We start from the raw sequence: 21088 nt of genomic DNA, 5'->3' as shown, positions 1-21088 counted from the left end.
GCGATCGCCATGCCGACCATGCCGAACACGTTGCCGGCGCGCGCGCTCTTCGGATTCGACAGCCCCTTGAGCGCCTGGATGAAGCAGACGGAGGCGATCAGATAAAGGAGCGTAACGACGTTCGCGCTCACGATGTTCAGGCTCATCATGCGCCCTCCTTTGCATTGCCGGAACCCGCGATCTTCTTCGGCTCCTTCTTCTTGAACATCTCCAGCATTCGCCGTGTCACGAGGAACCCGCCGAACACGTTCACGGCGGCAAGCGCCACGGCAATCGTGCCGAAGAACTTGCCCGCGCCGCCAACCGTGAGGCCCGCCGCGAGCATCGCACCGACGATGACGATCGCCGAAATCGCGTTCGTCACGGCCATCAGCGGCGTATGCAGCGCCGGCGTCACGTTCCACACGACGTGGTAGCCGACGTAGATCGCCAGCACGAAAATGATCAGGTTGATCACGGTATGGTTGATGACTTCCATCAGCCGTCTCCTCTTAAGCTTTATGCCTTGCGTGTGACTTCGCCGTCGCGTGCCAGCAGCGTGGCCGCGACGATGTCGTCGGTGAGATCGATATTGAGCGCGCCTTCCTTCGTGACGATCAGCTTCAGAAAGTCGAGCAGGTTGCGTGCGTAAAGCGATGACGCATCCGCTGGCACCATCGACGCCAGGTTCGTATAGCCGACAATCTGCACGCCGTTCTCGGTGACAACGACCTCGTCCGGCTCGGTAAGCGGGCAGTTGCCGCCCCGACGCCCGTCGACGACGGGACCTCGCCCGGCGGCCAGATCGACGATGACGGAACCCGGCTTCATCGCCTGCACGGTTTCGACCGATATCAATGTCGGCGCCGGACGGCCTGGAATCAGTGCGGTAGTAATGACGACGTCCGCCTGTTTCGCGCGCTCGTGAACGAGTGCCGCCTGGCGCGTGAGCCACGAAGGCGGCATCGGCCGCGCATAGCCGCCGACGCCTTGCGCTGCTTCGCGCTCCTCGTCGGTCTCAAAGGGTACGTTGAGGAACTTCGCGCCGAGCGATTCGATCTGCTCCTTCACTGCCGGGCGCACATCCGACGCTTCAATCAGGGCACCGAGGCGCTTCGCGGTCGCGATAGCCTGCAGGCCCGCGACGCCCGCGCCAAGCACCAGCACACGCGCGGCCTTCACGGTGCCCGCCGCCGTCATGAGCATCGGCATGAAGCGGGGATAATGATGCGCGGCAAGCAGCACGGCCTTGTAGCCTGCGATATTGGCCTGGGAGGACAGTACATCGAGGCTTTGCGCGCGCGTCGTGCGGGGCGCTGCTTCCAGCGCAAACGCGGTCACACCCGCTTTGGCAAGACGTTGCGCGTTTTCCGTGTCGAACGGATCGAGCATGCCCGCCAGCACCGCGCCGCGCTTCATCAGCGGCAACTCGTCGGCTGTGGGCGATGCTACCTTCAGCACGATCTGCGCGCCGAACGCCGCTGCCGCATCGCCGATCTGCGCGCCGGCGTTTCGGTAGGCATCGTCCGTATAGTGTGCACATGCGCCTGCACCTGCCTCGACAATCACCCCATGTCCCCGGGAGACGAGTGTCTTGATCGTCTCGGGCGTCGCCGCAACCAGCGACCTGTGCTTATTCGACTCTGCGGGTACTCCAATCTGCATTTGCAACCTCACATTGCGCATTTCTGCGCGATACTGTTTTCAAACTGTCGGGACAGGCACATTCGTGATCAGAAAAGATGACGGATGCCGAGCTCCACGCCGAGCTGGTTCGACCCGGGATGCGGCGCCGCCGGGACCGTGCTGGATGCTGAAACGGAATAGATGCCCTGCTTGCCGCTGTTCTTCATGTAGGCGAATACGCCATAAAGCGCCGTGCGCTTGCTCAAGTTGTAGTTCGCCCGCAGGGTGCCCATCGTGCCGTGGGCATCGTATCCATCGGTACCAACGTGCGAGATCTGCGCATCGAAGATCCATACGCTGTATGGCACCGACACACCGAGATATTCGATGTCCGTCTTGGCCGACCGTGTATCGCCCTCGACTACCCGGTGCAGCCAGCCTCCGCCCACACGTACCCGGTTGATGTCAACGTGCGCGGCCAGCTGATAGCGCCGGTCGGTGTCACCGGACTTCGTGAAGGCGATGCCAGGCGCGCCCGGAACGACAGTGACGGGCGTCGCGCCCGCACCCCCGCGTTGCTCATCGTAGGTCGCCGCAATGCCCCATCCGTTGTGTTCGTACTTGAGCATCGCTGAAATCGCGCGACAGGCGAGGAAGTCATTGCCAGACTGCCCCGGGCAGTTTGCAGCCGTACTGGAATCCCGGCCGAACGAATAGCTTGCTCCGACGGTGAGGCCCGAAAACGTACCCATGTACACCACGTCGCTGTCAAAGCGCGCAGCAAGCAGATAAGGATCGAACGATGCGAGGCCGCCGAACCCGCCCGAACCGATGATGTTCGATTCCGTCATGCCCCAGTTCGTCATGCTGTACTGCCGGCCAAACGTGACCTGCCCCCAAGGGCCACTCAGGCCAACGTAGGATTGCCGTCCAAACAGCCGCCCCCCTTGCTGCGACGCTCCATTTGACGCCGAAAATCCGCTTTCGAGGGTAAAGACCGCCTTCAGTCCACCGCCCAGGTCTTCCGCGCCTTTGATGCCCCAGCGCGACGGCACGTCGCCTCCTCCGATCACCGGCATTCGCGCAACCGAGCCTCCTGTCGGAGTCGCATGCGTGAAGAACTCGACGCCTGTATCGACGATCCCATACAGCGTGACCGAACTTTGCGCAAACGCAGGCGCCGATGCGATTGCAGTTGCCATGGCTATTGCCATATTGGTCTTTTTCATCTTTCCCCCTTTCAACAGCCTGCGTCAGTTCGTTAATCATTTCGGATGCCGAAATATCAATCGAGCATCACCCACGATGATTTTGTTGCACCACGCGTCGGGTATCGCCGCGTGGCGTGTCCAGGGTCAGACGGGCACTTCTCCTTCGAGCGTGATCCGGTTCAGCACACGCTCTGCTTCGCCGTAGTCATGTACCGCGTAGTGCATCGTGCAGCGGTTGTCCCACATCACGACGTCGCCGACCTGCCACATGTGGCGGTACACGTTGTCGGGCGTCGTCGAATGCTCATACAGGAAGTCGAGCAGCGGCCGGCTTTCGGCGACGGTCATTCCCTCGATCTGCTTCGCCGTTTCGGGGTGGCCGACGTAAAGCGCCTTGCGGTGCGTTTCGGGGTGAGTCCGCACGATCGGATGAACCGCTTCAGGGATCTTCTCGATGCCTCGCATGCGGGCCAGACGCAAGCCGGCGAATCGTACGCGCAGGCCCTCGAGCATGCGCTGCATGGTCGGCGAGAGGCGCTCGTACGACTCATACTGGTTGCACCACATCGTGTCGCCGCCGTGCGGCACGACGACGGCCGAAAGGATCGAGATCTTGGGCGGCACTGGCGTGTAGATCGAGTCCGAATGCCACGCTTCCGTCGAAGCCGTCTCCTTCGGAATCTTGGTGACCTGGATCAGGCCGGGGTAGCCGGGCACAGCCGGATCGAGCGGATTGTTCTGGGCGGGATTGCCCCAGAGCTTCGCAAATTCGACATGCGCGGCCGGCTGCAGGTGCTGTCCACGGAAGACGAGAACGCCATAGTCGAGAAATGCACGATGGAGAACGTCGAACGTATCGCGGTTGACGGGTTCATTCAGGTTAACGCCTTCGACCAGCCCTCCAGTCGTGCCGGTAAGCGGAGTAATCCGGATGCTCATCAATGTCTCCTGTGTGTTGATGCTATTCGTAAGAGTTCGTCACGCCACCGTCAGCACGATCTTGCCGACGTGCTGATCGAGCTGCATATACGCGTGTGCTTCGCCAATTGCGTCGATTGTGAAAGTGCGGTCAATCGGCAGCCGGATACGGCCCGCTTCCAGAGCGGGCAGCAGATCGCGTGCGCAGGCCTGGATGCATTCGAGCCGCTCCTGCTCGGTGCGCGTGCGAAACGTCACGCCAATCAGCTTCAGGCGCTTGAGCCAGAGCTTGGCCAGGTCGATCTGGGCTGTCGGGGAGCCGATACGCGCTATTTGAACGAGTCGTCCCTGGACCGCGAGGCTGTCCATGTTCGCCTCGAATACCGGACCACCCACGGTGTCGATGATGAGATCCACGCCGCGCTTGCCGGTTGCGGCCATCACCGCTTCCACCTGCGATTCGCTCGACGAATCGATGCCAACGTCGACGCCGAACTGGCTCAGTTTGTCGAGCTTCGCAGCAGAGCGGGACATCGCGATCACCGGCTTCGCCCCGAGCACGGAGGCGATCTGGATTGCCGCCATGGCAACTCCGCCCGACGCCCCGTTGACCAGGATCGATTCGCCTTCGCGGAGCTGGCCATTGGTCACGACTGCGTCGTGCGCCGTGATGAACACGTTGGGGAACGCGGCCGCGTCGATCCACGACAGGTTGCGTGGCACAGGCATCAATGCAAGCGGGTCCGCCAGCACATATTCCGCCTGACAGTTGCGCCCGTGACCCATCACCCTGTCGCCCTCGCGCCAGCCCGTCACGCCCTCTCCGACCTGAGCCACCTCGCCGGCGAATTCGACACCGGCGGTAATCGCGTTGCCCGAGCGCAGTTCGCCTGCCTGCTTGATTTCGCCGCGATTCAGCCCAGCGGCGCGCACCCTGACCAGTACCTGCCCCGCTCCGACCTCCGGCACGGGAATATCCAGAACTTCAACCTTGCCGCCGTCGGGCGTCGGTGTCACACGAACTGCTTTCACTATTCCTTCCTCCTCTACTTGAAACCGGCCCTATGGGATCAACCGGGTTTCCCCACCCTGCTACGAATAACCGACAACAGCGCGAGCGCACGATCCGCGGCGGCCTCGGCCCCTGGCCAATTTCCGCGCACGAATGGCGGACGCAGGCCTTCGATCTCCGAGAGCGCGCGAACCATCTCTTCGGCGGCAACACACAGTCGCCGATATTCGTTCACTGTCAGCAGATAGCTGTGGAATACATCACCCGTTGGCTGCGTGACACCCATCCGGTGCAATGCGGCGTTCAGCCAGTGCGTTCCCGCCAGCATCGCCCCTTCGATCTTCATCTCACAGTCTTGCGCAGCGCACTTTTGGAGCGACCGCTCAATACGGGTTGCGGCGGCCATGTGGTTTTCAATGTCCATGTCCGTCCCCGTTCATGCGATCGCTCAGGAGCCGCAGACAGTGCCTGAGCGCCGCATCGCATTCCTCGATGATCGCCGCTGTCGGCATTACACCCTCGCGCACGCACGGGTCCCTATACTGCTCGATCGTTTCCATCAGGTGCATCATCGACGCCACGTCCTCGGGCACGGGAGCCTCGATCACCGGCCGTCCAACATGCAATATGTCGCCCACGGACCGGAACGCCGGTTTCAATCCGCCGTCGGGTTGTGGGATCAGATAGACACCCGGCTGCATCGGATACATGTCGTCACTCGCCGTGATGCCGCCATGATGGAGCGCCGCATTCACTGCGTGCGTACCCGCCGTCATGCCGGCCCAGAACCACAGTTCGAAATCCTGAAGCGGATCCAGGCGCCCACGTAGCGACTCCAGCCTGGTGATCTTTTCAAGGTGGGATTGCACATTCATCGAGATCTATCTCCTCGCACGTCCGCCCCAGCAAGTGCAGCGGATGGTTTGAAAGATAGACGCCGACAAAACCCAAGTCAATACTTCTATATAGGAGTTCAGGAAAACACCTATATAGGAATTGGTCGCACTCTCCTATGCTTCATTCACCGAAAGACGGATTGATCGCGTCGGTTCATATCCGACCGGTCACCGGCAGATTCCCGTGGTTTTGTCTCAATAACTATATAGGAGTTGGATGATGCCTCGTGCCATCGTGCTTCACCCCTCGGATAACGTCGCGACGTTGCTCGATCCCGGCAAGGAGGGAGAGCCCTGCATCCTGCAGGGGGAAGGGTCCGGAGAGGTCATGTTGCGGCAGGACGTGCCCTTCGGTCACAAGATCTGCATCGTGCAAACCTCCGCGGGTGACAAGGTGCTCAAGTACGGACAGGTAATCGGCACTGCGCGCAAGTCGCTCACGGTTGGCGAACACGCGCATGTCCACAACATCGATTCCACCCGCGCTCGCGGCGACCTGAATACGAGGTAAGCAGATGATGAAAACGTTTCTTGGTTATCGGCGCGAAAACGGCTCCGTCGGCGTTCGCAACTGGGTGGCCGTCGTCTCCGTCATGGACAATTGCAACCCGGTCACGCGCACCATCAGTCAGGCGGTGGGCGGCACCATCCCGGTCACCACGCTCTTCGTGCGCGGGCAGTTCGGCGCCGACCTGGACTTTGCGTACGAATCGATTGCCGGGCTTGGCCGCAATCCGAATATCGCCAGCGTACTGCTGGTGGGACTCGAAGAATCCTCCACCGAAGAAGTGGCCGCGCGCATCCGGAGCACCGGCAAACCCGTCGAAACGGTTCACCTGCAGCCGCACGGCACCATTCACTGCATCGCGGACGGTACACGCAAGGCGATGAAACTCGCGATCGAGGCCTCGCGCCTGCGACGAGAAACGTGCCCAGTGTCGGAACTGGTGGTGGGGGTCGAGTGTGGCGGGTCCGACACGACGTCCGGCCTCAGTTGCAATCCGACGATCGGCCGGATGGCCGATCAGATCATCGCCGAGGGTGGCACCGTCATCATTTCCGAAACCTCCGAATTCATCGGAGCGGAGCACCTGTTCGCCGCACGCGCAATCGACGAATCGGTCAGGGCGGCGTTCGTCGATGCTGTTCATAACATGGAGAATCTGGCGCTCGCCCGTGGCGTCGATATGCGCGACTCCCAGCCTTCGCCCGATAACAAGCGCGGCGGGCTGACTACGGTCGAGGAAAAAGCGCTGGGTGCGATGGCGAAGGCCGGCTCGAGCCCGCTCGTCGGCGTGCTCCGCTATGGCGAAGCGCCGCAACGCAAGGGATTGCACTTCATGGACGCACCGGCCGCGGCCGTCGAGAACCTGACCGGGCTTGCCGCCGCCGGTTGCCAGCTCACGTTCTTCGGCACCGGGGTCGGCAATCCGATCGGCAACATGGTGGCGCCGACGGTCAAGGTGTGTGGCAATATCCAGACCTTGCAAACGATGGCCGATAACATCGACTTCGACGCAAGCGGCATCCTTGAACAGGGCATGAAAATTTCGCAGGTCGGCGACGAGCTGTTCCAGTACGCGATGGATGTCGCATCGGGTACGCGTCTCGCAAGTGAAGTGCTGGACGTCAGGGAAACAGCTATCAGCCGTTTTGAACGCAGTCTCTGAGACAAAATGACCAAGCTATCCATGGTGTCGGAAGCGATCATCCGGCACATCGAATCCCGGGCGCTTCGCGAGGGCGATCGCCTGCCCTCCGAAGGCGAACTCGCCGCAAGCCACGGCGTGAGCATCGGCACCGTCCAGAAGGCACTCACGCAGCTCGTGCACTCCGGCATCATCACGCGTGAACAGGGTCGCGGCACGTTCGTGTCGGGCTCGCGCGTCGCGCCGGCCGATGTGCGTTACCTGCGCTTTCACGACGCCGACGGCAACGAGTTGCCCTCTTATGTCCATGCGCGCTCGGTCAAGCGCCTGAAGCGCAAGGGGCCATGGTCCGAGTTTCTCGAAGGCGAGGGTTTCGTGCGCATCGAGCGCGTGATCAGCGTCGGCGGGCGCTTCGACCTGTACAGCGAGTTCTGGCTGCGTGAGGAGGATTTCGCCGAGCTTGGTGGCGTGGACCGCGCCGCGCTGGAAAAGAACCTGCGCGAGCTGGTCGCCCAGCGTCTCTCTCTGCCGACGTTGCGCGTGGACCAGTGGATCAGGTTCGGCGAACTGCCTGCTGCCGCCGCGCGCGAACTGGGCCTTGAGCCCGACCGGCCCGGATTCATCATGGAGCTGCGTGGCTACACGCTGCGCAACCGGCCTCTTTACTACCAGTCGATCTGTTCGGGGCCCTTCTCCGAGCGGCTGGTCATCATCCGGGAGAATGGACAATGAGCCAGCGCCTGCGTCCCGATGCGCTCGCCGAATGGACGGCGGCCGTGCTGGAAACTTGCGACGTGCCGCCGGAGCAGGCCGTCGAGGCTGCATCGATGCTCGTTCGCAGTGAACTGCGCGGCTACAAGACACATGGCATGACGCGTCTCGCCTCGTACGTCGACCGGCTCCAGTCGAACGCATTCAATCCACGGCCGCAGATGACCAGCCGTTCCTTCCCGGGCGGCATCGTTCTGGACGCGGACGGCGCGATGGGGCACGTCGCCGGCCCCCATGCCGTGCGCCTCGGGCTTGAAGCGCTGGAAACGAGCGCATCGGTGCTGGTCGTGCTGCAGTCGTGCGGTCATCTGGGCGCGCTCGGCATCCATACGCTGCTGGCCGCTGAAGGCGGCGCCTTCAGCATGATGGGACAGCACACGCCGCCGGCGCTGGCGATGGAAGGTTTTGGCGGCGCGGCAATCGGACACAATCCGATCGCGTTCGGCTGCCCGGTGCCCGGTGAGCCGCCGATCGTGTTCGACGTCGCGTGCAGCGTCGCGGCCCGTGGCCATATCCTGCTTGCGGCACGCGAGAACAAGCCGATTCCCGAAGGCTGGGCACTCGACGCAAAAGGTCGGCCCACGACCGACGCGAACCGTGCGCTGGACGGGTTCCTCGTGCCGATGGGCGGACACAAGGGCATCGGTATTGCGATGATGGTCGAATGTCTCGCCGGCGCTCTGACGGCCGCGGCGCCGATGCCGCACGAGAAGCGCGGCGACGCGATGCAGGGTGCGTTCCTCTGGCTGGTGAAGCCCGATTCCTTCGGCGGGCAACAGGCCTTTGACAACTACATGCGCAAATGGACGCAGATTTACCTTGCAGCAGGCGGCGACGATGCCAGGCTGCCCGGCAACCGCGGCGATGCGATGGAACGCGCGGGGCGTGAACAAGGCATCGCCCTGCCCCCTGCGATCATGCAGGAACTGCGGGTGCTCGGCGAACGGCTGCGCATCGGGTTCCCTGCCTAGGTTTATCGAACGCTGATACGGCTGTCGTAGCAGACAATTCGATTAGTCATCCTTATCACATACATTGGCGAGTGTCAGTCATATGAATGCCCCTCTTACAGAAGCAACCCGAAAGGCCATGGAGGTCGTCACGCTCGACGACAAGTATTCACTGGAAACGGGGCGCGCCTTCATGAGCGGCGTGCAGGCGCTGGTGCGCCTTCCGCTGATGCAACGCCGGCGCGATGCACTTGCCGGTCATCAGACGGCCGCGTTCATTTCCGGGTATCGCGGTTCGCCGCTTGGTGGATACGATCAGGCGTTGTGGCAGGCGAAGAAGCACCTTGCCGACAATCACGTCGTGTTTCAGCCGGGCGTCAATGAGGAACTGGGCGTGACGGCGGTCTGGGGCTCGCAGCAAGTCGAGCTCGACCGGCCGAACAGCAAGTACGACGGCGTGTTCGGCATCTGGTACGGCAAGGGCCCGGGCGTGGACCGCAGCGCGGACGCGCTGAAGCATGCGAATCTGGCCGGTACTGCGCCCCTTGGCGGCGTCATTGCGCTAGCTGGCGACGATCATGTGTCGAAGAGCAGCACGCTCGCGCACCAGAGCGACCACACCTTCATCGCGTGTGGTCTGCCCGTGTTCTTCCCATCCAGCGTGCAGGACATTCTCGATCTCGGCATCCATGCCTTTGCGATGAGCCGCTACAGCGGCCTGTGGGCAGGCATGAAGACCGTGCAGGAAGTAGTGGAATCAGGCGCGTCGGTCGAAACCGATTCGGATCGCGTACGCATCATCCTGCCCGACGATTTCGCGATGCCCGAAGGAGGCCTGCATATCCGCTGGCCCGACGCCCCGCTCGTCCAGGAAGCGCGGATGATGGAGTACAAGTGGCCGGCCGCGCTCGCCTATATCCGTGCGAACCGGCTGAACCACAACGTCATCGAAGGACCGCACGACCGGCTCGGCATCATCGCGAGCGGCAAGGCATTCAGCGACACGCGCCAGGCGCTGCTCGACCTCGGGCTGGACGACGCACTGTGCCGGGAACTCGGTATCCGGCTGCACAAGGTCAGCGTCGTATGGCCGCTCGAACCGCAAGGCGTGCGCGAGTTCGCGCATGGGCTGCGCGAAGTGCTCGTGATCGAGGAAAAGCGCCCGCTCGTCGAACAGCAGCTGAAGGACGAGCTCTACCATTACCCGCCCGAAGCGCGTCCTGTCGTGCTCGGCAAGTATGTCCACGCCGAGGGTGAACCTGCGGGCGGCGAATGGAGCCACCGCAAACCGGGCGAGGACTGGCTGTTGCGCGCGAAGGCCGATCTTTCGCCGTCGCTGGTCGCAAAGGCCATTGCGAGCCGACTGAAAAAGCTTGGCGTGCCCGCCGATGTCGCCGCGCGCATGGACATCCGCCTCGCGGAAATCGACGCGCGAGAACGCGCCATTTCAGATCCAGCCAGCGGCGCTGAGCGGCAGCCCTGGTTCTGCCCGGGCTGCCCGCACAACACCAGCACCCGCGTGCCTGACGGCTCGCTCGCGACGGCAGGGATCGGATGCCACGGCATGGTGGTCTGGATGGACCGCTCGACCACTTCATGGTCGCAGATGGGCGGCGAAGGCGTTTCCTGGATCGGACAGGCGCCGTTCACCAAACGCGCCCACATGTTCGCGAACATCGGCGACGGCACTTACAACCACTCGGGGCTGCTCGCCATCCGGCAGTCGATCCATGCGGGCGTGAATATCACCTACAAGGTGCTCTTCAACAGCGCGGTGGCCATGACAGGTGGCCAGCCGGTCGATGGCCAGCTCGACGTGCCCGGCATGACGCGCGAGCTGGCTGCGGAAGGTGTGAAGCGCATCGTCGTGGTGACCGATGATCCTGCAAAGTACACCGGAGTCGCCAATCTCGCGGCAGGCGTCACGGTGCGTCACCGGGACGAACTCGATGCCGTGCAACGCGAACTGCGCGAAATCGAGGGCGCCAGTGTGATCGTCTACGACCAGGTCTGCGCGACCAAGAAGCGCCGCGAACGCAAGCGTGGCACGATGGCCGATCCTGCGAAAAGGGTCATCATCAATGAACTGGTTTGCGAGGGCTGCGGGGACTGCTCGGTCGAAAGCAATTGTGTTGCGGTCCAGCCGCTCGAGACCGACTTCGGCCGCAAGCGCGAAATCAACCAGAACACCTGCAACAAGGACTTCTCGTGCGTGAAGGGGTTCTGCCCGAGTTTCGTCACGGTCGAGGGCGGGCAGCTCAGGAAGCCCGAGGCCGCGCGCAGGGCCGGGCTCGCAGACATGCCCCCGCTACCCGAGCCGCAACTGCCCGATGCTTCAGTGGCGTCGAGGATCGTGGTGGCCGGCGTGGGTGGCACCGGGGTCGTCACCATCGGCCAGGTGCTCGGCATGGCCGCGCACCTCGAAGGCAAAAGCGTGATCACGCAGGATGCAACCGGGATGGCCCAGATGGGCGGCGCCACCTGGAGTCACATCCAGATTGCCGGTGACACCCGTGCCCTGCACGCTTCGCGAGTCGACGTAGCGATGGCGGATCTGGTGATCGCCTGCGACACGGTAGTCGGTGCGCAGAAGACGACGCTGTCGACAATGCTGCCGGGCCGAACCTACGTCGTGCTGAACAGCCATGCGACGCCCACTGCCGCGTTCGTGCGCAATCCCGACTGGCAGTCGCCGAACGACGAGGCATTGGCGGCGATCTCGTCCGGCGTCGAACACGACCATCTCGGTGTCTTCGATGCGGAACGGGTCGCCACGCAACTGCTCGGCCAGTCGATCTTTTCGAATCTGATGCTGCTCGGCTATGCGTGGCAAAAGGGGCGCGTGCCGCTGTCGCGCGCCACGCTGATGCGTGCAATCGAGCTTAATGGCGTGCAGGTCGACAGCAACAAGGCAGCGTTCGAATGGGGCCGTCATTGCGCGCACCATCTCGCGAGAGTACCGGTGCAGGCTGCGGATGCACAGGTGATCCAGTTTGCGAAGAAGGCGTCGCTGCGAGAGATCATCGGCAAGCGCAGCGAGTTCCTCGCCAGCTATCAGAACCGCGCATATGCCGATCGCTACGCGGCGTTCGTGGCGAAGGTTCAGGAAGCGGAGTCGCGCCTGGGCGGTCATCGACTGACGGAAGCCGTCGCACGAAATCTGTTCAAGCTGATGGCGTACAAGGACGAATATGAGGTGGCGCGCCTGCATACCGATGCAGCCTTCACGAACAAGGTGGAACAGATGTTCGAAGGCGACTTCAGGCTGGTTCACCATCTTGCCCCGCCGCTCCTTGCCAGGCGGGATGCGAATGGCGAACCCGTCAAGCGGCCGTTTGGCCCGTGGGTCCGCAGCGCATTTCGCGTTCTCGCCGCGCTGCGCGGCCTGCGCGGCACTGTCCTCGATCCCTTCGGCCATACCGGGGAACGCCGGACCGAGCGTGCGCTAATCCGCGAATATCGGGCCTGCATCGAGGAAATCCTGCCAACGCTGTCGACATCCAGCCTGACGCTCGCACTGGATATCGCGAGCCTGCCCGAAGGCATCCGGGGCTACGGCCATGTCAAGGCGCGCAACCTCGATGCGGTGCGCACGAAATGGGCCGGTCTCATGCAGCAATGGCGCGGGGCGAAACCCTCCGCATCCACGGTCGCGCAGGCCATCGGCAACGGTGTCGCACGCTGACCGTAACCCCCATATTCGCTTGAGCGAAAGACGAACAGTCCGGCGAGCGGCCTCGAAAGGGGTCGTCATCCGGAAACTGCAATACAGGTAGCTATCCGCCGAAGAGCGGGCAACGACTGGCTTCACCAGACAAATCAGGAGACACTCATGTCGAATCACCGTGCCGCGCCCAGCGCTCCTTCTCCCATGGCGTCATCCGCATCGGCATCCAGACCCCTGTCCAAACCAATGGTCATCACGGCGATTACCGTCGGCAGTGGCCTCGAACTGTACGACTCGGTCGTCTACAACTTCTTCGCCACGCTGATCGGCCCGCTGTATTTCCCAGTCACCGACCGCGTTGGTCAGTTGCTGCTGTCGTTTGCGGCGTTCGGTGTCGGCTATGTGATGCGGCCTGTCGGCGGGCTGGTCATCGGCGCTTACGCCGACCGCGTCGGACGCAAGCCCGCTGTCGTTCTGACACTCTGGCTGATGGCGCTGAGCGCTGCGCTTCTGGTGCTCACACCCACCTATGCGCAGATCGGTATCGCGGCCCCTATCCTGATGACGGCCGCGCGGCTGCTCCAGGGTTTTGCCATCGGCGGCGAAATGGGACCCGCCAGCGCGATGCTGCTCGAGTATGCGGACGAGAGGTCACGGGGCTTTTACACGAGCTGGCAACCCTTCAGTCAGGGGCTGGCCGCCGTCTTCGCCGCGCTCGTCGCGCTCTCGCTGGCGAACGTTCTGCCGCCGTCCACGCTGACGGCCTGGGGCTGGCGCGTCGCCTTTGTCATCGGCGTGCTCGTTATCCCGGTCAGCGTGATGATCCGCAGCCGTCTCGACGAAACGCTGGTACCCACGAAATGGGGTGACAGCACGGCCGAGACGCACTGGCAGCTCGTAACGCATCACTGGCGCGCGCTGACGGCGACGGTGCTGCTGATGATCGGCCTCGCCTCCGCCGTCCATATGGTCGTCTTTTACCTGCCGAACTATGCCGCGATTCAGCTGCACATTCCGCTGTCCCAGTCGATCTGGGCCGGATTCGTCGGCTCGCTGCTGCTGATGATTCTCTCCCCGTTCTCCGGGTGGCTCAGTGATCGCATCGGACGCCGCACGGTCGTATGGTGGTCGCGCCTTGCGATGCTGGCGTTGATCTACCCCGCCTTCGTGATGCTGAACAGTCATCCTTCGCTCGCCACGGTGCTGACCGTTGCGGCCTTGCTCGGCATACCGATGGCCATGACGTCGCCTGCCACGCTCGTGCTCGTCAGCGAAGTGCTGCCGCAGCGTCTTCGGGCAACGGGACTCTCGGTCAGTTATTACGTGGCGACCGTCATTTTTGGCAGCTTCGCCCAGTTTTTCTCGACGCTGCTGATTCACCTGACCCACAACGCCAACGCCCCCGCGTACTACGTGATCGGCTGCGGTTTGCTGTCGCTGGCCGGTTTGGCGATGGTTCCGGAAACGATGGGCCGCCGTTTGAAGTAGGCCATTCCCGAAAACCTCCAACAAGCAGGGTTTCCGCACATGAAAATTGAATCCGTTGGTATCGTAGGCGCCGGCACGATGGGCAATGGGATCGCCCAGACAGCGGCCGTCGCCGGGCTGAAGGTGGTCATGATCGACGTGAGCGACGCCGCCCTTTCCCGGGGCGTGGCGAGCCTCAGCAACAGCCTCGAGCGACTGGTGACGAAAGGCAAGCTCGCGCCGGACGCACGCGCCGCCGCGCTCGCGCGGATCGAGACGTCGACCGACTACCAGGGGCTTGCCGACGTCGACCTTGTGATCGAAGCGGCAACCGAAGACTACGCACTGAAGGTGCGCATCCTGAGGCAGATTGAGTCCGTCGCGCGCGCTGACACCATCATCGCGTCGAATACGTCGTCGATTTCGATTACGGCACTGGGTGCCGCGCTCGTTGATCCGTCGCGGTTCATCGGCATGCACTTCTTCAATCCCGTGCCGATGATGCCGCTCGTCGAAATCATCCGTGGCAACGGCACGAGCGCTACGGTCGCCGAAGCGATCCGCGAGTTGACCGTGCGATTCGACAAATCGCCGATCGGCGTCAGGAACTCGCCCGGCTTCGTCGTCAACCGCATTCTCGTACCGATGATCAATGAGGCCTTCTTCGTTCTGGCGGAAGGGATCGCCACCGCGGAAGAAATCGACGCCGGCATGAAGCTTGGCGCCAATCATCCGGTCGGCCCGCTCGCATTGGCCGATCTCGTTGGTCTCGACGTCGTTCTGTCGGTACTGGATGTGTTCGTGAAGGACTTCGGCGATCCGAAATATCGAGCTTGCCCGTTGCTGCGCGAACTGGTCGCTGCGGAGCGGCTCGGTCGCAAGACCGGCCGTGGAGTGTACGACTACTCCTGATCCATCACTTTGAGCGCCCGACCGGATAATCACTTGATTTCTCATCGCTATGCATGCCCGGGCGAACCGACTACCGCCGCGTGAGAAAAGCAAACCGGTACGCGACGCCGGCCCCGCTCCTGGCTCCCACGCATTGAGATATGCGTCGGGAGCCGGGTATTGCAAATCAATAGCCAAAACTACAGGCAGCGGTCGGGCGACGGTTTCACGCCTGGTCAATGCACGCTGTGGCCCAAGACCCGCCCGCTGATGTCGTCCGACGAAGGACCGGTATTCGAAGCGCTACAATGCAGCGACTCGGCATGTTGGAGCTAAGTCTCCGAGAACAGAAAATCTATGGTCTTACGGAGCACGGCAAGGCAGTTCTGACTGAAGCGCGTGGCATGCAAGGTTAAGCGGCAATTCAGGTGTTGGATTGCCACATCACCTGCGAACATCGTGACCAATGGCGTTCCGTCAATAGCATCGACGGACGGACCGACTCGGGTCGACTTCCGTCGGCCGCATCAGACAGCAGTCGATTAGGAGCGGACTGTCGACGAAGCGCGAACAAGGAACAACTCCGGCTCTGCCGGGGGTAATTACTCTACTTACTGCATCATATGCTGGCGACAGCTTCAAACATCATTTTGTTAAGTCCTCTTAGGCAAGGTATCTTGAATACGAGTCGTTGTGCAACCCCGGACGAAGAGCGTCTTGTGATGTCCTTTCACGAGGCTGGACATTTGGTCGTGACTCACGCTTCGAGTTACTTTGGCCTTCTTGACCCAGCCGTGCAGATCAAATTAAATGGACCACTCGCGGCAGTTTCTGGAGTCACGCGTATTCGGGACACTCGCGAGCCAGAGCACCATTTGCCCTCTGCACGTGAGTTCGTGCATATAGCTCTCGCTGGAAAGGCGGCCGAAGAGGAGTTTCTCCGTCGGCAACTATCGACCGGTCAGCGACTAATCCCTAATCCAGATGGCGCGAACGATGATCTGAAGCGCGCTGATGCGACTCTTGCATTCATGGGTATCGAGGATGAACGTGAACAGCTCTGGCGCGAGGTCACTGAGCTAGTAGAGCAGAACTGGACTTCGATTCAAAGCGTCGCCAGACTGATTTTCTCTTCTCAGCACAACGAGATAAGTCGTGCTGCTCTACTTCAAATCCTTTCAGCCCCGTAGCGAATGGCTGGTTTCGGCAAACCCAACTGACCGCTTTGGGTCGGTTTGGTGCGTTCACTGTCGGCCCGCGTTCGGCCAGCACGGGAATCGGCATGGCAGCCCGCGTTGCCAGCAGACTGAGTGCACCGTCAAAACCATCGGGTCCCGAGCGGAATCGCACGGGATCTAACCTGTGGCAAAAAGCTGGTTCTGAATTGGTGCCGCCACAAGGTACGCCCAACCAATGCGTTCGGCAGGCGCAATTCGACAGCAAGGCGGCCGTCGGAGAATGAAAGCCGCGGAATGGTGTGCTCCTCTTCACGCGGGTTGACTGTCCGGCTGCCTGGTCGACCCGACAAACGGAACCGCCCATTCCAAAAATTGCGTCGCGTGGTGTCCAAGAACTTCTGAGGGCAGTCTACGGCCGGCTCGTCATTCGTTCCGCCAGCCGTCGTATTAATGGCGCGGCGATCACGACTACAGGCAGCATCGTTAGCCAGGAGACGCCCCACGATCTGAACCAGTGCTGCAAGAAAACACCTTCCTCGATGAAAGGGAAGCTTGCTATCGCGGCTGCAATCGAACAGGTGACGCCCGACTGGATAACGCCATAGATAAAGTGACCGTAACGCTGCGGTATTCTGAACATTTCAAAAGTCTCAGTGTGATTCAGGCGCTCACAACAGGCGAACCTAAAGCCGGAGTTGCCCTATCCCGTCCGTTCGTTAGGCCTCTCCTTGCTGATAAAGTAACCAGGGCTCATGCCATGGACTCCATAAGGAGAAAATCCAGTCAGTGACGTGCGTGGACGTCACCAGGCGGCATCACGGTCACAAGCCTGCCCGATTGAGAGGCGCGAGCGCTCGTGCCTCCATAGCCGTGCTCGGCATCGGCTGCGTCGCCGCGCTCGGTGGCAAGAGTTTCAGTACTTTGACCGCGCTGCGACGCCGGTGCACCTTCCGAGGCACGGTAGAAAGGTGTCGGTCCATGGCCGCTGGCAAACGCCGGCACGGCAAGCGATGCACAGAGCACGGTGAAAAATGCAGCGACAAATTTGATTTTCATGGTGAACCACTCCGGGGAAGAATTGATCTCCTGAATCCCAAGGCGCGCACGACTCCGTCGTTGAGGTCGCGCCGCCCTGATCAACGCGAGGGGTGTTTCTCTGAACTACACAATCACGCGCGCGATGGGTGCGTCATTAAGTCAAGAGTCGGCGCTGCCCGTCAGCCGCCTGATCGTATCTTCCGTGGTCCAGAGTGCGTTCGCGATATAGCGGAAGTTCATCAGCGCCGCGTGATAGCCATCGCCTTCGGGCAACTTCGGACCGGCGACCGCGTCGCGCACCACCGCAACTTCGAAGCCCTGCTCAAGCAGATCCCGCAGATGCGATTCGACGCACAGGTTTGCCGCCATCCCGGCGAGGATTACCTGATCCACACGCTGTTTCCGCAGTTGCAGCGTCAGGTCGTTCGCTTGCGGACCATACAGCTTGTGTGTCGAACAGATGATCGTCTTGCCGTCCTCGATGTATGGCTTGAATTCGGGAAGAAAGTCGGCGCCGGAGCCGCGAAAGTTCTCCACCGTCAACGCGCCGGGCCTGTCGAACATGCCGACGGCGTGCTGGAACATCTCCGCCGGCCCTTGCACCTTCCACGTGTGATCATGCGGGAAGTAGTAGTGCGGCGAAATCGCCACGGCAATGCCGGCTTGCTTCGCTGCCGCGAAAAGCCGGACCAGATTGGGCACCAGCTTCTGCTCGGTCACGCTTTCGCCAACAACGGCCCAACTGCGGCCTTCGGGGCTCATGAAATCAATCTGCGGATCGATGACGACAAGAGCCGTGCGCGGCAGATCGAGCTTCATATTGGCACGGGGCAAAGCGGGCTCAACGGGATCTGCGTAATGAGGGTGTTGATTGCACATGTGAACGATCTCTCAAGTCAGGTTAAAGGAAAGGTCCCGGCCACGCCGGCCGATAAATATCCGACCAGTCTGCTATTTATAATTGAAAAAAAAAATCAGTACAGCAACCGCTTCAGCGTCACGTGCAGGAACCGCTCGCAGGCGCTGCCACTATGCTCCACCTTGCAACGAAGGATGGCGCCTTCCCAACTCTCGACGATGACGGCCGCGATCTGCGTGCAATCCCGGTCCGCAGGGAGTTCGCCACGCGTCTTCGCCTCTTCCAGGCAGGCCGCAATAGCGCCTTCCCATTGTGCGAGGATGCGCTTGAGCGTGCCTCGCACTTCGGTGCTGCTATTGGACAGTTCCAGCGACAGGTTGCCGATCAGGCATCCAAGCTTGAATTCATGCCCTTTGTGGTCGTCGGCGAGCAGGCCGAAAAACTTTTCGATGCGCGTCAACGGCTTGATCCGCGCGTCGTACATGATCTTGCCGTGGCGATGCTCGATGGACTCCCAATAGGCCTCCAGCACTTCACCGGCAAAAGCCTCCTTGCTGTCGAAATAGCTGTAGAACGAGCCCTTCGGCACATCGGCCGCCGCGACGATGTCTTGCACGCCGCTCGCATTGAAGCCCATTTCGTAGACAACCCGGCCACCTGCGGTGAGCAGACGGGTGCGGACTTCGGGGTTGGCGGGTCTCGGCATTGGGGGGCTCTCTAGTACGGTTCAGCGAACGATAGACGACTGGTCATGTACTGTCAAGCATGACAATCTCTCGAGAATCAGGGTCAGAGTCTTGTCGACAAGTTGGTACTCACGCCGTGAAAACGAGACTCAACGGATGGCCGATTTCTTGTTGAAGAAGGGTAACGAAGCGAACATTTCGTGGAGGCGCCAGTTGCTCGCCGCACTGCGCCCGTATGCGACGGCCGGTACGTATGTGAACTATCTCTGCGGCGACGAGGGGATCGCCGGATCGCAGGCAGCGCATGGAACTCGGCTCGGATGACCTGCCATTAATCGGTGGGGCCGTTTCTCTTCGAAGTACGACGGTCGTTCGAGGCGCTGGCTCCGGACTTTCTTCTCTTTGGACAGTGCACCTCTTCCGGAGACTGGTCTAAGCTAACATGAACGCAGATGCCACGCGCAAGCGGCGGCATCGTACCGCTTGCATCGCGGCAATCAGACGAGTGAAGATGCGCTATGGAAAACATCCGGAGAAGCCGCTCGACGCTTACTGCGTTGGCGTTCCTGCTGGCTGGATGTGCTGGCGGCGGCGTGCCACAGAGCGGCCCACATCTGAGCCCAACAGAGTGCCGTGACCTCGCCGCACTTAGGGGAAACGCGCCTCCGACAAAGGCACAAAACCAAAGCGAGCTTTCGGCCCTGAGGAAAGCGGGCTACAACCCGTCACCATGGAACGACGACCCAAACTTCCCAGAGGATCTACACGCGGCACAGCGCCTGGTCGACCATTGGTTCGAAACGGAGTGCCAGCAGTTCCAACCGGGGTGAGACACTCAGGAGTCGCTACGTGAAGTCGACCGTCCATTGCTTGCTGGCCAGTTACACCCTGTGAGCAACGACATTACAAAGCAGCCGCTGAAGCGCGGCGAATGCTTTTGAACGGCGGCTTCCGGCGAAGTGGGCGAGCGCGTACAGTCGGCCAGGAGCAGCCATTGGCTACGATCTGCTTTCGAGACGGTCGGCGAGAGCCGTTGAGCGTTGAGCAACTGATCTGAGAACTCCATCAGGCGCGATGGTCAATTCGTGCGCTTGAGTGCCAAGTTTTCTTCCACCAAATATCCACAAGGGAGCCTTCATGCCTGCAATTCTGCTGTGGAATATCGAACACTCCAGCGGTTATCAAGATGTGTTCTCTTCCAAAAACTCGTTTATCAACGAAGTTATCGGAGCCTGTATAAAAGGATTCGACGTAAGTGTCGTTATTCTTTTGGAAGTTACTACGCAAGACTCTGTAGATCAGTTCGCATACAACCACAGCCTTCAGTACAGCGTTCACGGCGAAGGCACCTCGCTCAAATATGCAATTCTCACGAAAGGCCGGCATGAGTGCACGGACGTGACTGCATATTTTCCATCCTTCGCGGACAAACCAAGAGGAATCGCGCATGTCCGCATCGCTTCTGGCGATATACCACCGCTGCTCGTGACGCACATCAAGTCGGATCAGGGCATGTCCGGCGCCGTGTGTTTGAGAGATATATGCCAACAATTGCCAGAGAACATGCACACCAGTCCCGAGAAGTGGCCGAGAAAAGGGGTAATCGCATTGGCCGATTGGAACCTCAAAGCTGGCGAGGCGAGAGACGTGACACGCGTTTTCGGGGGCACCATCGCCGCTCCAAACGAGCCTACGCGTTATCCGAGGATCGCTGCAAACCAGATCATGCAATCAGCAGAGGAAGCGAAAATACTGGACTACGCCTGTGTCTTCGGCACGTTGCAGCAAAACGAGTCATTATCTGCTTCTGTGCCTGATGTATATTATCTTCGCAGCATCTTGGTATTACTAGACACCTACTTGAAACGCGTTCAGGAAAAGGTAACGAGTCTTAGTAGGAGCATTGCAGAGAACGAATTAAGTGTGCGCAAAGCATTGGCTAAAAACTTGTCGCTCGTCGGCTTGAATGCAATTTTCTCTCAGCAAGAGGGACTGCAAAAAGACAAGAGTAACTTCGACTTGGCTGTCGAACAGATCTCTGAATTCCGCACGCGCATTGCCAGCCGAAGCAGGCTCGATGACCAAGACAGGCAGGTTCTTCACCGACTGATCACACAATCCGGTATGGGGCCAGATCACTTGCCCGTCATCGTCAGTTGGTGAGCACCACCGTTGGCCTATGAGTGCAGAGAACAGTATTGTCGGCGATGGTCAAGGTCTGCTTTCTGGCGTACCTGCGAGGCTCAGCAATCGTCCGAATGGCAGAAATGAAACTGCGGATTCAACCGGT

The 21088-nt window shown here is 61.0% G+C and carries 23 protein-coding genes; 11 read left to right on the top strand and 12 right to left on the bottom strand.

Features of this window, described 5'->3' with window-relative positions:
• The 8 genes from BN2476_RS48455 to BN2476_RS26575 form a co-directional block, all read right to left on the bottom strand.
• The coding region (locus tag BN2476_RS48455; protein ID WP_235850981.1) for an NAD(P)(+) transhydrogenase (Re/Si-specific) subunit beta at window positions 1–131 on the bottom strand (131 nt) is incomplete at its 3' end.
• A 14-nt stretch (window positions 132–145) separates the two neighbouring features.
• The gene (locus tag BN2476_RS26605) at window positions 146–478 is read right to left on the bottom strand and encodes an NAD(P) transhydrogenase subunit alpha part 2 (protein WP_087737206.1); all 333 of its coding nucleotides are present in this window, start codon (window positions 476–478) and stop codon (window positions 146–148) included.
• Between the two features lie 20 nt (window positions 479–498).
• Window positions 499–1644 (bottom strand): Re/Si-specific NAD(P)(+) transhydrogenase subunit alpha, encoded by a 1146-nt coding sequence (locus BN2476_RS26600; RefSeq protein WP_087737204.1) that lies wholly within the window; start codon window positions 1642–1644, stop codon window positions 499–501.
• 68 nt (window positions 1645–1712) lie between these two features.
• Window positions 1713–2807, bottom strand: a complete 1095-nt coding sequence (locus tag BN2476_RS26595; protein ID WP_235850972.1) for a porin — start codon at window positions 2805–2807, stop codon at window positions 1713–1715.
• A 153-nt stretch (window positions 2808–2960) separates the two neighbouring features.
• The gene (locus BN2476_RS26590) at window positions 2961–3755 is read right to left on the bottom strand and encodes a TauD/TfdA dioxygenase family protein (RefSeq protein WP_087737200.1); all 795 of its coding nucleotides are present in this window, start codon (window positions 3753–3755) and stop codon (window positions 2961–2963) included.
• 39 nt (window positions 3756–3794) lie between these two features.
• Window positions 3795–4766, bottom strand: a complete 972-nt coding sequence (locus BN2476_RS26585) for a quinone oxidoreductase family protein (RefSeq protein WP_087737199.1) — start codon at window positions 4764–4766, stop codon at window positions 3795–3797.
• A 38-nt stretch (window positions 4767–4804) separates the two neighbouring features.
• Window positions 4805–5170 (bottom strand): hypothetical protein, encoded by a 366-nt coding sequence (locus tag BN2476_RS26580; RefSeq protein ID WP_087737197.1) that lies wholly within the window; start codon window positions 5168–5170, stop codon window positions 4805–4807.
• Window positions 5160–5621 (bottom strand): hypothetical protein, encoded by a 462-nt coding sequence (locus tag BN2476_RS26575; protein ID WP_087737196.1) that lies wholly within the window; start codon window positions 5619–5621, stop codon window positions 5160–5162. The genes BN2476_RS26580 and BN2476_RS26575 overlap by 11 nt, the downstream gene beginning before the upstream one ends.
• A gap of 241 nt (window positions 5622–5862) precedes the next feature.
• On the opposite strand from BN2476_RS26575, the gene BN2476_RS26570 reads away from it, so the two are divergent.
• The 8 genes from BN2476_RS26570 (at window position 5863) to BN2476_RS26535 (ending at window position 16227) form a co-directional block, all read left to right on the top strand.
• Window positions 5863–6153 (top strand): UxaA family hydrolase, encoded by a 291-nt coding sequence (locus BN2476_RS26570; RefSeq protein WP_173819668.1) that lies wholly within the window; start codon window positions 5863–5865, stop codon window positions 6151–6153.
• Window positions 6154–6157: 4 nt separating this feature from the next.
• Entirely contained in the window at window positions 6158–7312 is a 1155-nt protein-coding gene (locus tag BN2476_RS26565; RefSeq protein WP_087737193.1) for a UxaA family hydrolase, read from the top strand.
• A 6-nt stretch (window positions 7313–7318) separates the two neighbouring features.
• Window positions 7319–8023, top strand: coding sequence for a GntR family transcriptional regulator (locus BN2476_RS26560; RefSeq protein ID WP_087737192.1), 705 nt, complete (start codon window positions 7319–7321; stop codon window positions 8021–8023).
• Window positions 8020–9033, top strand: a complete 1014-nt coding sequence (locus tag BN2476_RS26555; RefSeq protein ID WP_087737191.1) for an Ldh family oxidoreductase — start codon at window positions 8020–8022, stop codon at window positions 9031–9033. Before BN2476_RS26560 ends, BN2476_RS26555 begins: the two co-directional genes overlap by 4 nt.
• An 82-nt stretch (window positions 9034–9115) precedes the next feature.
• Window positions 9116–12697: an indolepyruvate ferredoxin oxidoreductase family protein gene (locus tag BN2476_RS26550; RefSeq protein ID WP_087737190.1), complete on the top strand. Its 3582-nt coding sequence runs from the start codon at window positions 9116–9118 to the stop codon at window positions 12695–12697.
• A gap of 147 nt (window positions 12698–12844) precedes the next feature.
• Window positions 12845–14167, top strand: a complete 1323-nt coding sequence (locus BN2476_RS26545) for an MFS transporter (protein WP_087737189.1) — start codon at window positions 12845–12847, stop codon at window positions 14165–14167.
• A 39-nt stretch (window positions 14168–14206) separates the two neighbouring features.
• A complete protein-coding gene (locus BN2476_RS26540; RefSeq protein WP_087737187.1) occupies window positions 14207–15058 on the top strand; it encodes a 3-hydroxybutyryl-CoA dehydrogenase in 852 nt (283 codons plus the stop codon).
• A 731-nt stretch (window positions 15059–15789) separates the two neighbouring features.
• Window positions 15790–16227 (top strand): hypothetical protein, encoded by a 438-nt coding sequence (locus BN2476_RS26535; protein ID WP_143811049.1) that lies wholly within the window; start codon window positions 15790–15792, stop codon window positions 16225–16227.
• Between the two features lie 397 nt (window positions 16228–16624).
• On the opposite strand, the gene BN2476_RS26530 is transcribed toward BN2476_RS26535, so the two are convergent.
• From BN2476_RS26530 to BN2476_RS26515, 4 genes are all read right to left on the bottom strand, one after another.
• Complete coding sequence (locus BN2476_RS26530; protein ID WP_087737184.1) at window positions 16625–16855, bottom strand: DUF2798 domain-containing protein; 231 nt, start codon at window positions 16853–16855, stop codon at window positions 16625–16627.
• A gap of 143 nt (window positions 16856–16998) precedes the next feature.
• Entirely contained in the window at window positions 16999–17271 is a 273-nt protein-coding gene (locus BN2476_RS26525) for a hypothetical protein (RefSeq protein WP_087737183.1), read from the bottom strand.
• Between the two features lie 141 nt (window positions 17272–17412).
• Window positions 17413–18132 (bottom strand): cysteine hydrolase family protein, encoded by a 720-nt coding sequence (locus tag BN2476_RS26520; RefSeq protein ID WP_087737182.1) that lies wholly within the window; start codon window positions 18130–18132, stop codon window positions 17413–17415.
• A 95-nt stretch (window positions 18133–18227) separates the two neighbouring features.
• On the bottom strand, window positions 18228–18818 hold the full coding sequence (locus BN2476_RS26515) for a TetR/AcrR family transcriptional regulator (protein WP_087737180.1): 591 nt from the start codon (window positions 18816–18818) through the stop codon (window positions 18228–18230).
• Window positions 18819–18954: 136 nt separating this feature from the next.
• Here BN2476_RS26515 and BN2476_RS46590 point away from each other — a divergent pair, with 136 nt between their 5' ends.
• The 3 genes from BN2476_RS46590 to BN2476_RS26505 all read left to right on the top strand — a co-directional run bounded on the left by BN2476_RS46590 (window position 18955) and on the right by BN2476_RS26505 (window position 20961).
• Window positions 18955–19122: a hypothetical protein gene (locus BN2476_RS46590; RefSeq protein WP_160111757.1), complete on the top strand. Its 168-nt coding sequence runs from the start codon at window positions 18955–18957 to the stop codon at window positions 19120–19122.
• Between the two features lie 194 nt (window positions 19123–19316).
• Window positions 19317–19628 (top strand): DUF4148 domain-containing protein, encoded by a 312-nt coding sequence (locus BN2476_RS26510; RefSeq protein ID WP_087737179.1) that lies wholly within the window; start codon window positions 19317–19319, stop codon window positions 19626–19628.
• A 307-nt stretch (window positions 19629–19935) separates the two neighbouring features.
• Complete coding sequence (locus BN2476_RS26505) at window positions 19936–20961, top strand: hypothetical protein (protein ID WP_087737177.1); 1026 nt, start codon at window positions 19936–19938, stop codon at window positions 20959–20961.
• The last annotated feature ends 127 nt before the right edge of the window (window positions 20962–21088 follow it).

The sequence above is a fragment of the Paraburkholderia piptadeniae genome, assembly GCF_900007165.1.
GTDB lineage: Bacteria > Pseudomonadota > Gammaproteobacteria > Burkholderiales > Burkholderiaceae > Paraburkholderia > Paraburkholderia piptadeniae.
The sequence above is the reverse complement of the archived record's forward strand: the minus strand, read 5'-3'. Positions and strand labels throughout refer to the sequence as shown.

Coding starts and splice junctions, on each gene's coding strand:
- BN2476_RS26580 (WP_087737197.1), bottom strand. CDS start 5,170: ATGGACATTGAAAACCACATGGCCGCCGCAACCCGTATTGAGCGGTCG.
- BN2476_RS26540 (WP_087737187.1), top strand. CDS start 14,207: ATGAAAATTGAATCCGTTGGTATCGTAGGCGCCGGCACGATGGGCAAT.
- BN2476_RS26590 (WP_087737200.1), bottom strand. CDS start 3,755: ATGAGCATCCGGATTACTCCGCTTACCGGCACGACTGGAGGGCTGGTC.
- BN2476_RS26510 (WP_087737179.1), top strand. CDS start 19,317: ATGGAAAACATCCGGAGAAGCCGCTCGACGCTTACTGCGTTGGCGTTC.
- BN2476_RS26530 (WP_087737184.1), bottom strand. CDS start 16,855: ATGTTCAGAATACCGCAGCGTTACGGTCACTTTATCTATGGCGTTATC.
- BN2476_RS26545 (WP_087737189.1), top strand. CDS start 12,845: ATGTCGAATCACCGTGCCGCGCCCAGCGCTCCTTCTCCCATGGCGTCA.
- BN2476_RS26570 (WP_173819668.1), top strand. CDS start 5,863: ATGCCTCGTGCCATCGTGCTTCACCCCTCGGATAACGTCGCGACGTTG.
- BN2476_RS26575 (WP_087737196.1), bottom strand. CDS start 5,621: ATGAATGTGCAATCCCACCTTGAAAAGATCACCAGGCTGGAGTCGCTA.
- BN2476_RS26515 (WP_087737180.1), bottom strand. CDS start 18,818: ATGCCGAGACCCGCCAACCCCGAAGTCCGCACCCGTCTGCTCACCGCA.
- BN2476_RS26560 (WP_087737192.1), top strand. CDS start 7,319: ATGACCAAGCTATCCATGGTGTCGGAAGCGATCATCCGGCACATCGAA.
- BN2476_RS26505 (WP_087737177.1), top strand. CDS start 19,936: ATGCCTGCAATTCTGCTGTGGAATATCGAACACTCCAGCGGTTATCAA.
- BN2476_RS26595 (WP_235850972.1), bottom strand. CDS start 2,807: ATGGCAACTGCAATCGCATCGGCGCCTGCGTTTGCGCAAAGTTCGGTC.
- BN2476_RS26520 (WP_087737182.1), bottom strand. CDS start 18,132: ATGTGCAATCAACACCCTCATTACGCAGATCCCGTTGAGCCCGCTTTG.
- BN2476_RS26555 (WP_087737191.1), top strand. CDS start 8,020: ATGAGCCAGCGCCTGCGTCCCGATGCGCTCGCCGAATGGACGGCGGCC.
- BN2476_RS46590 (WP_160111757.1), top strand. CDS start 18,955: ATGGCCGATTTCTTGTTGAAGAAGGGTAACGAAGCGAACATTTCGTGG.
- BN2476_RS26525 (WP_087737183.1), bottom strand. CDS start 17,271: ATGAAAATCAAATTTGTCGCTGCATTTTTCACCGTGCTCTGTGCATCG.
- BN2476_RS26565 (WP_087737193.1), top strand. CDS start 6,158: ATGATGAAAACGTTTCTTGGTTATCGGCGCGAAAACGGCTCCGTCGGC.
- BN2476_RS26605 (WP_087737206.1), bottom strand. CDS start 478: ATGGAAGTCATCAACCATACCGTGATCAACCTGATCATTTTCGTGCTG.
- BN2476_RS26600 (WP_087737204.1), bottom strand. CDS start 1,644: ATGCAGATTGGAGTACCCGCAGAGTCGAATAAGCACAGGTCGCTGGTT.
- BN2476_RS26550 (WP_087737190.1), top strand. CDS start 9,116: ATGAATGCCCCTCTTACAGAAGCAACCCGAAAGGCCATGGAGGTCGTC.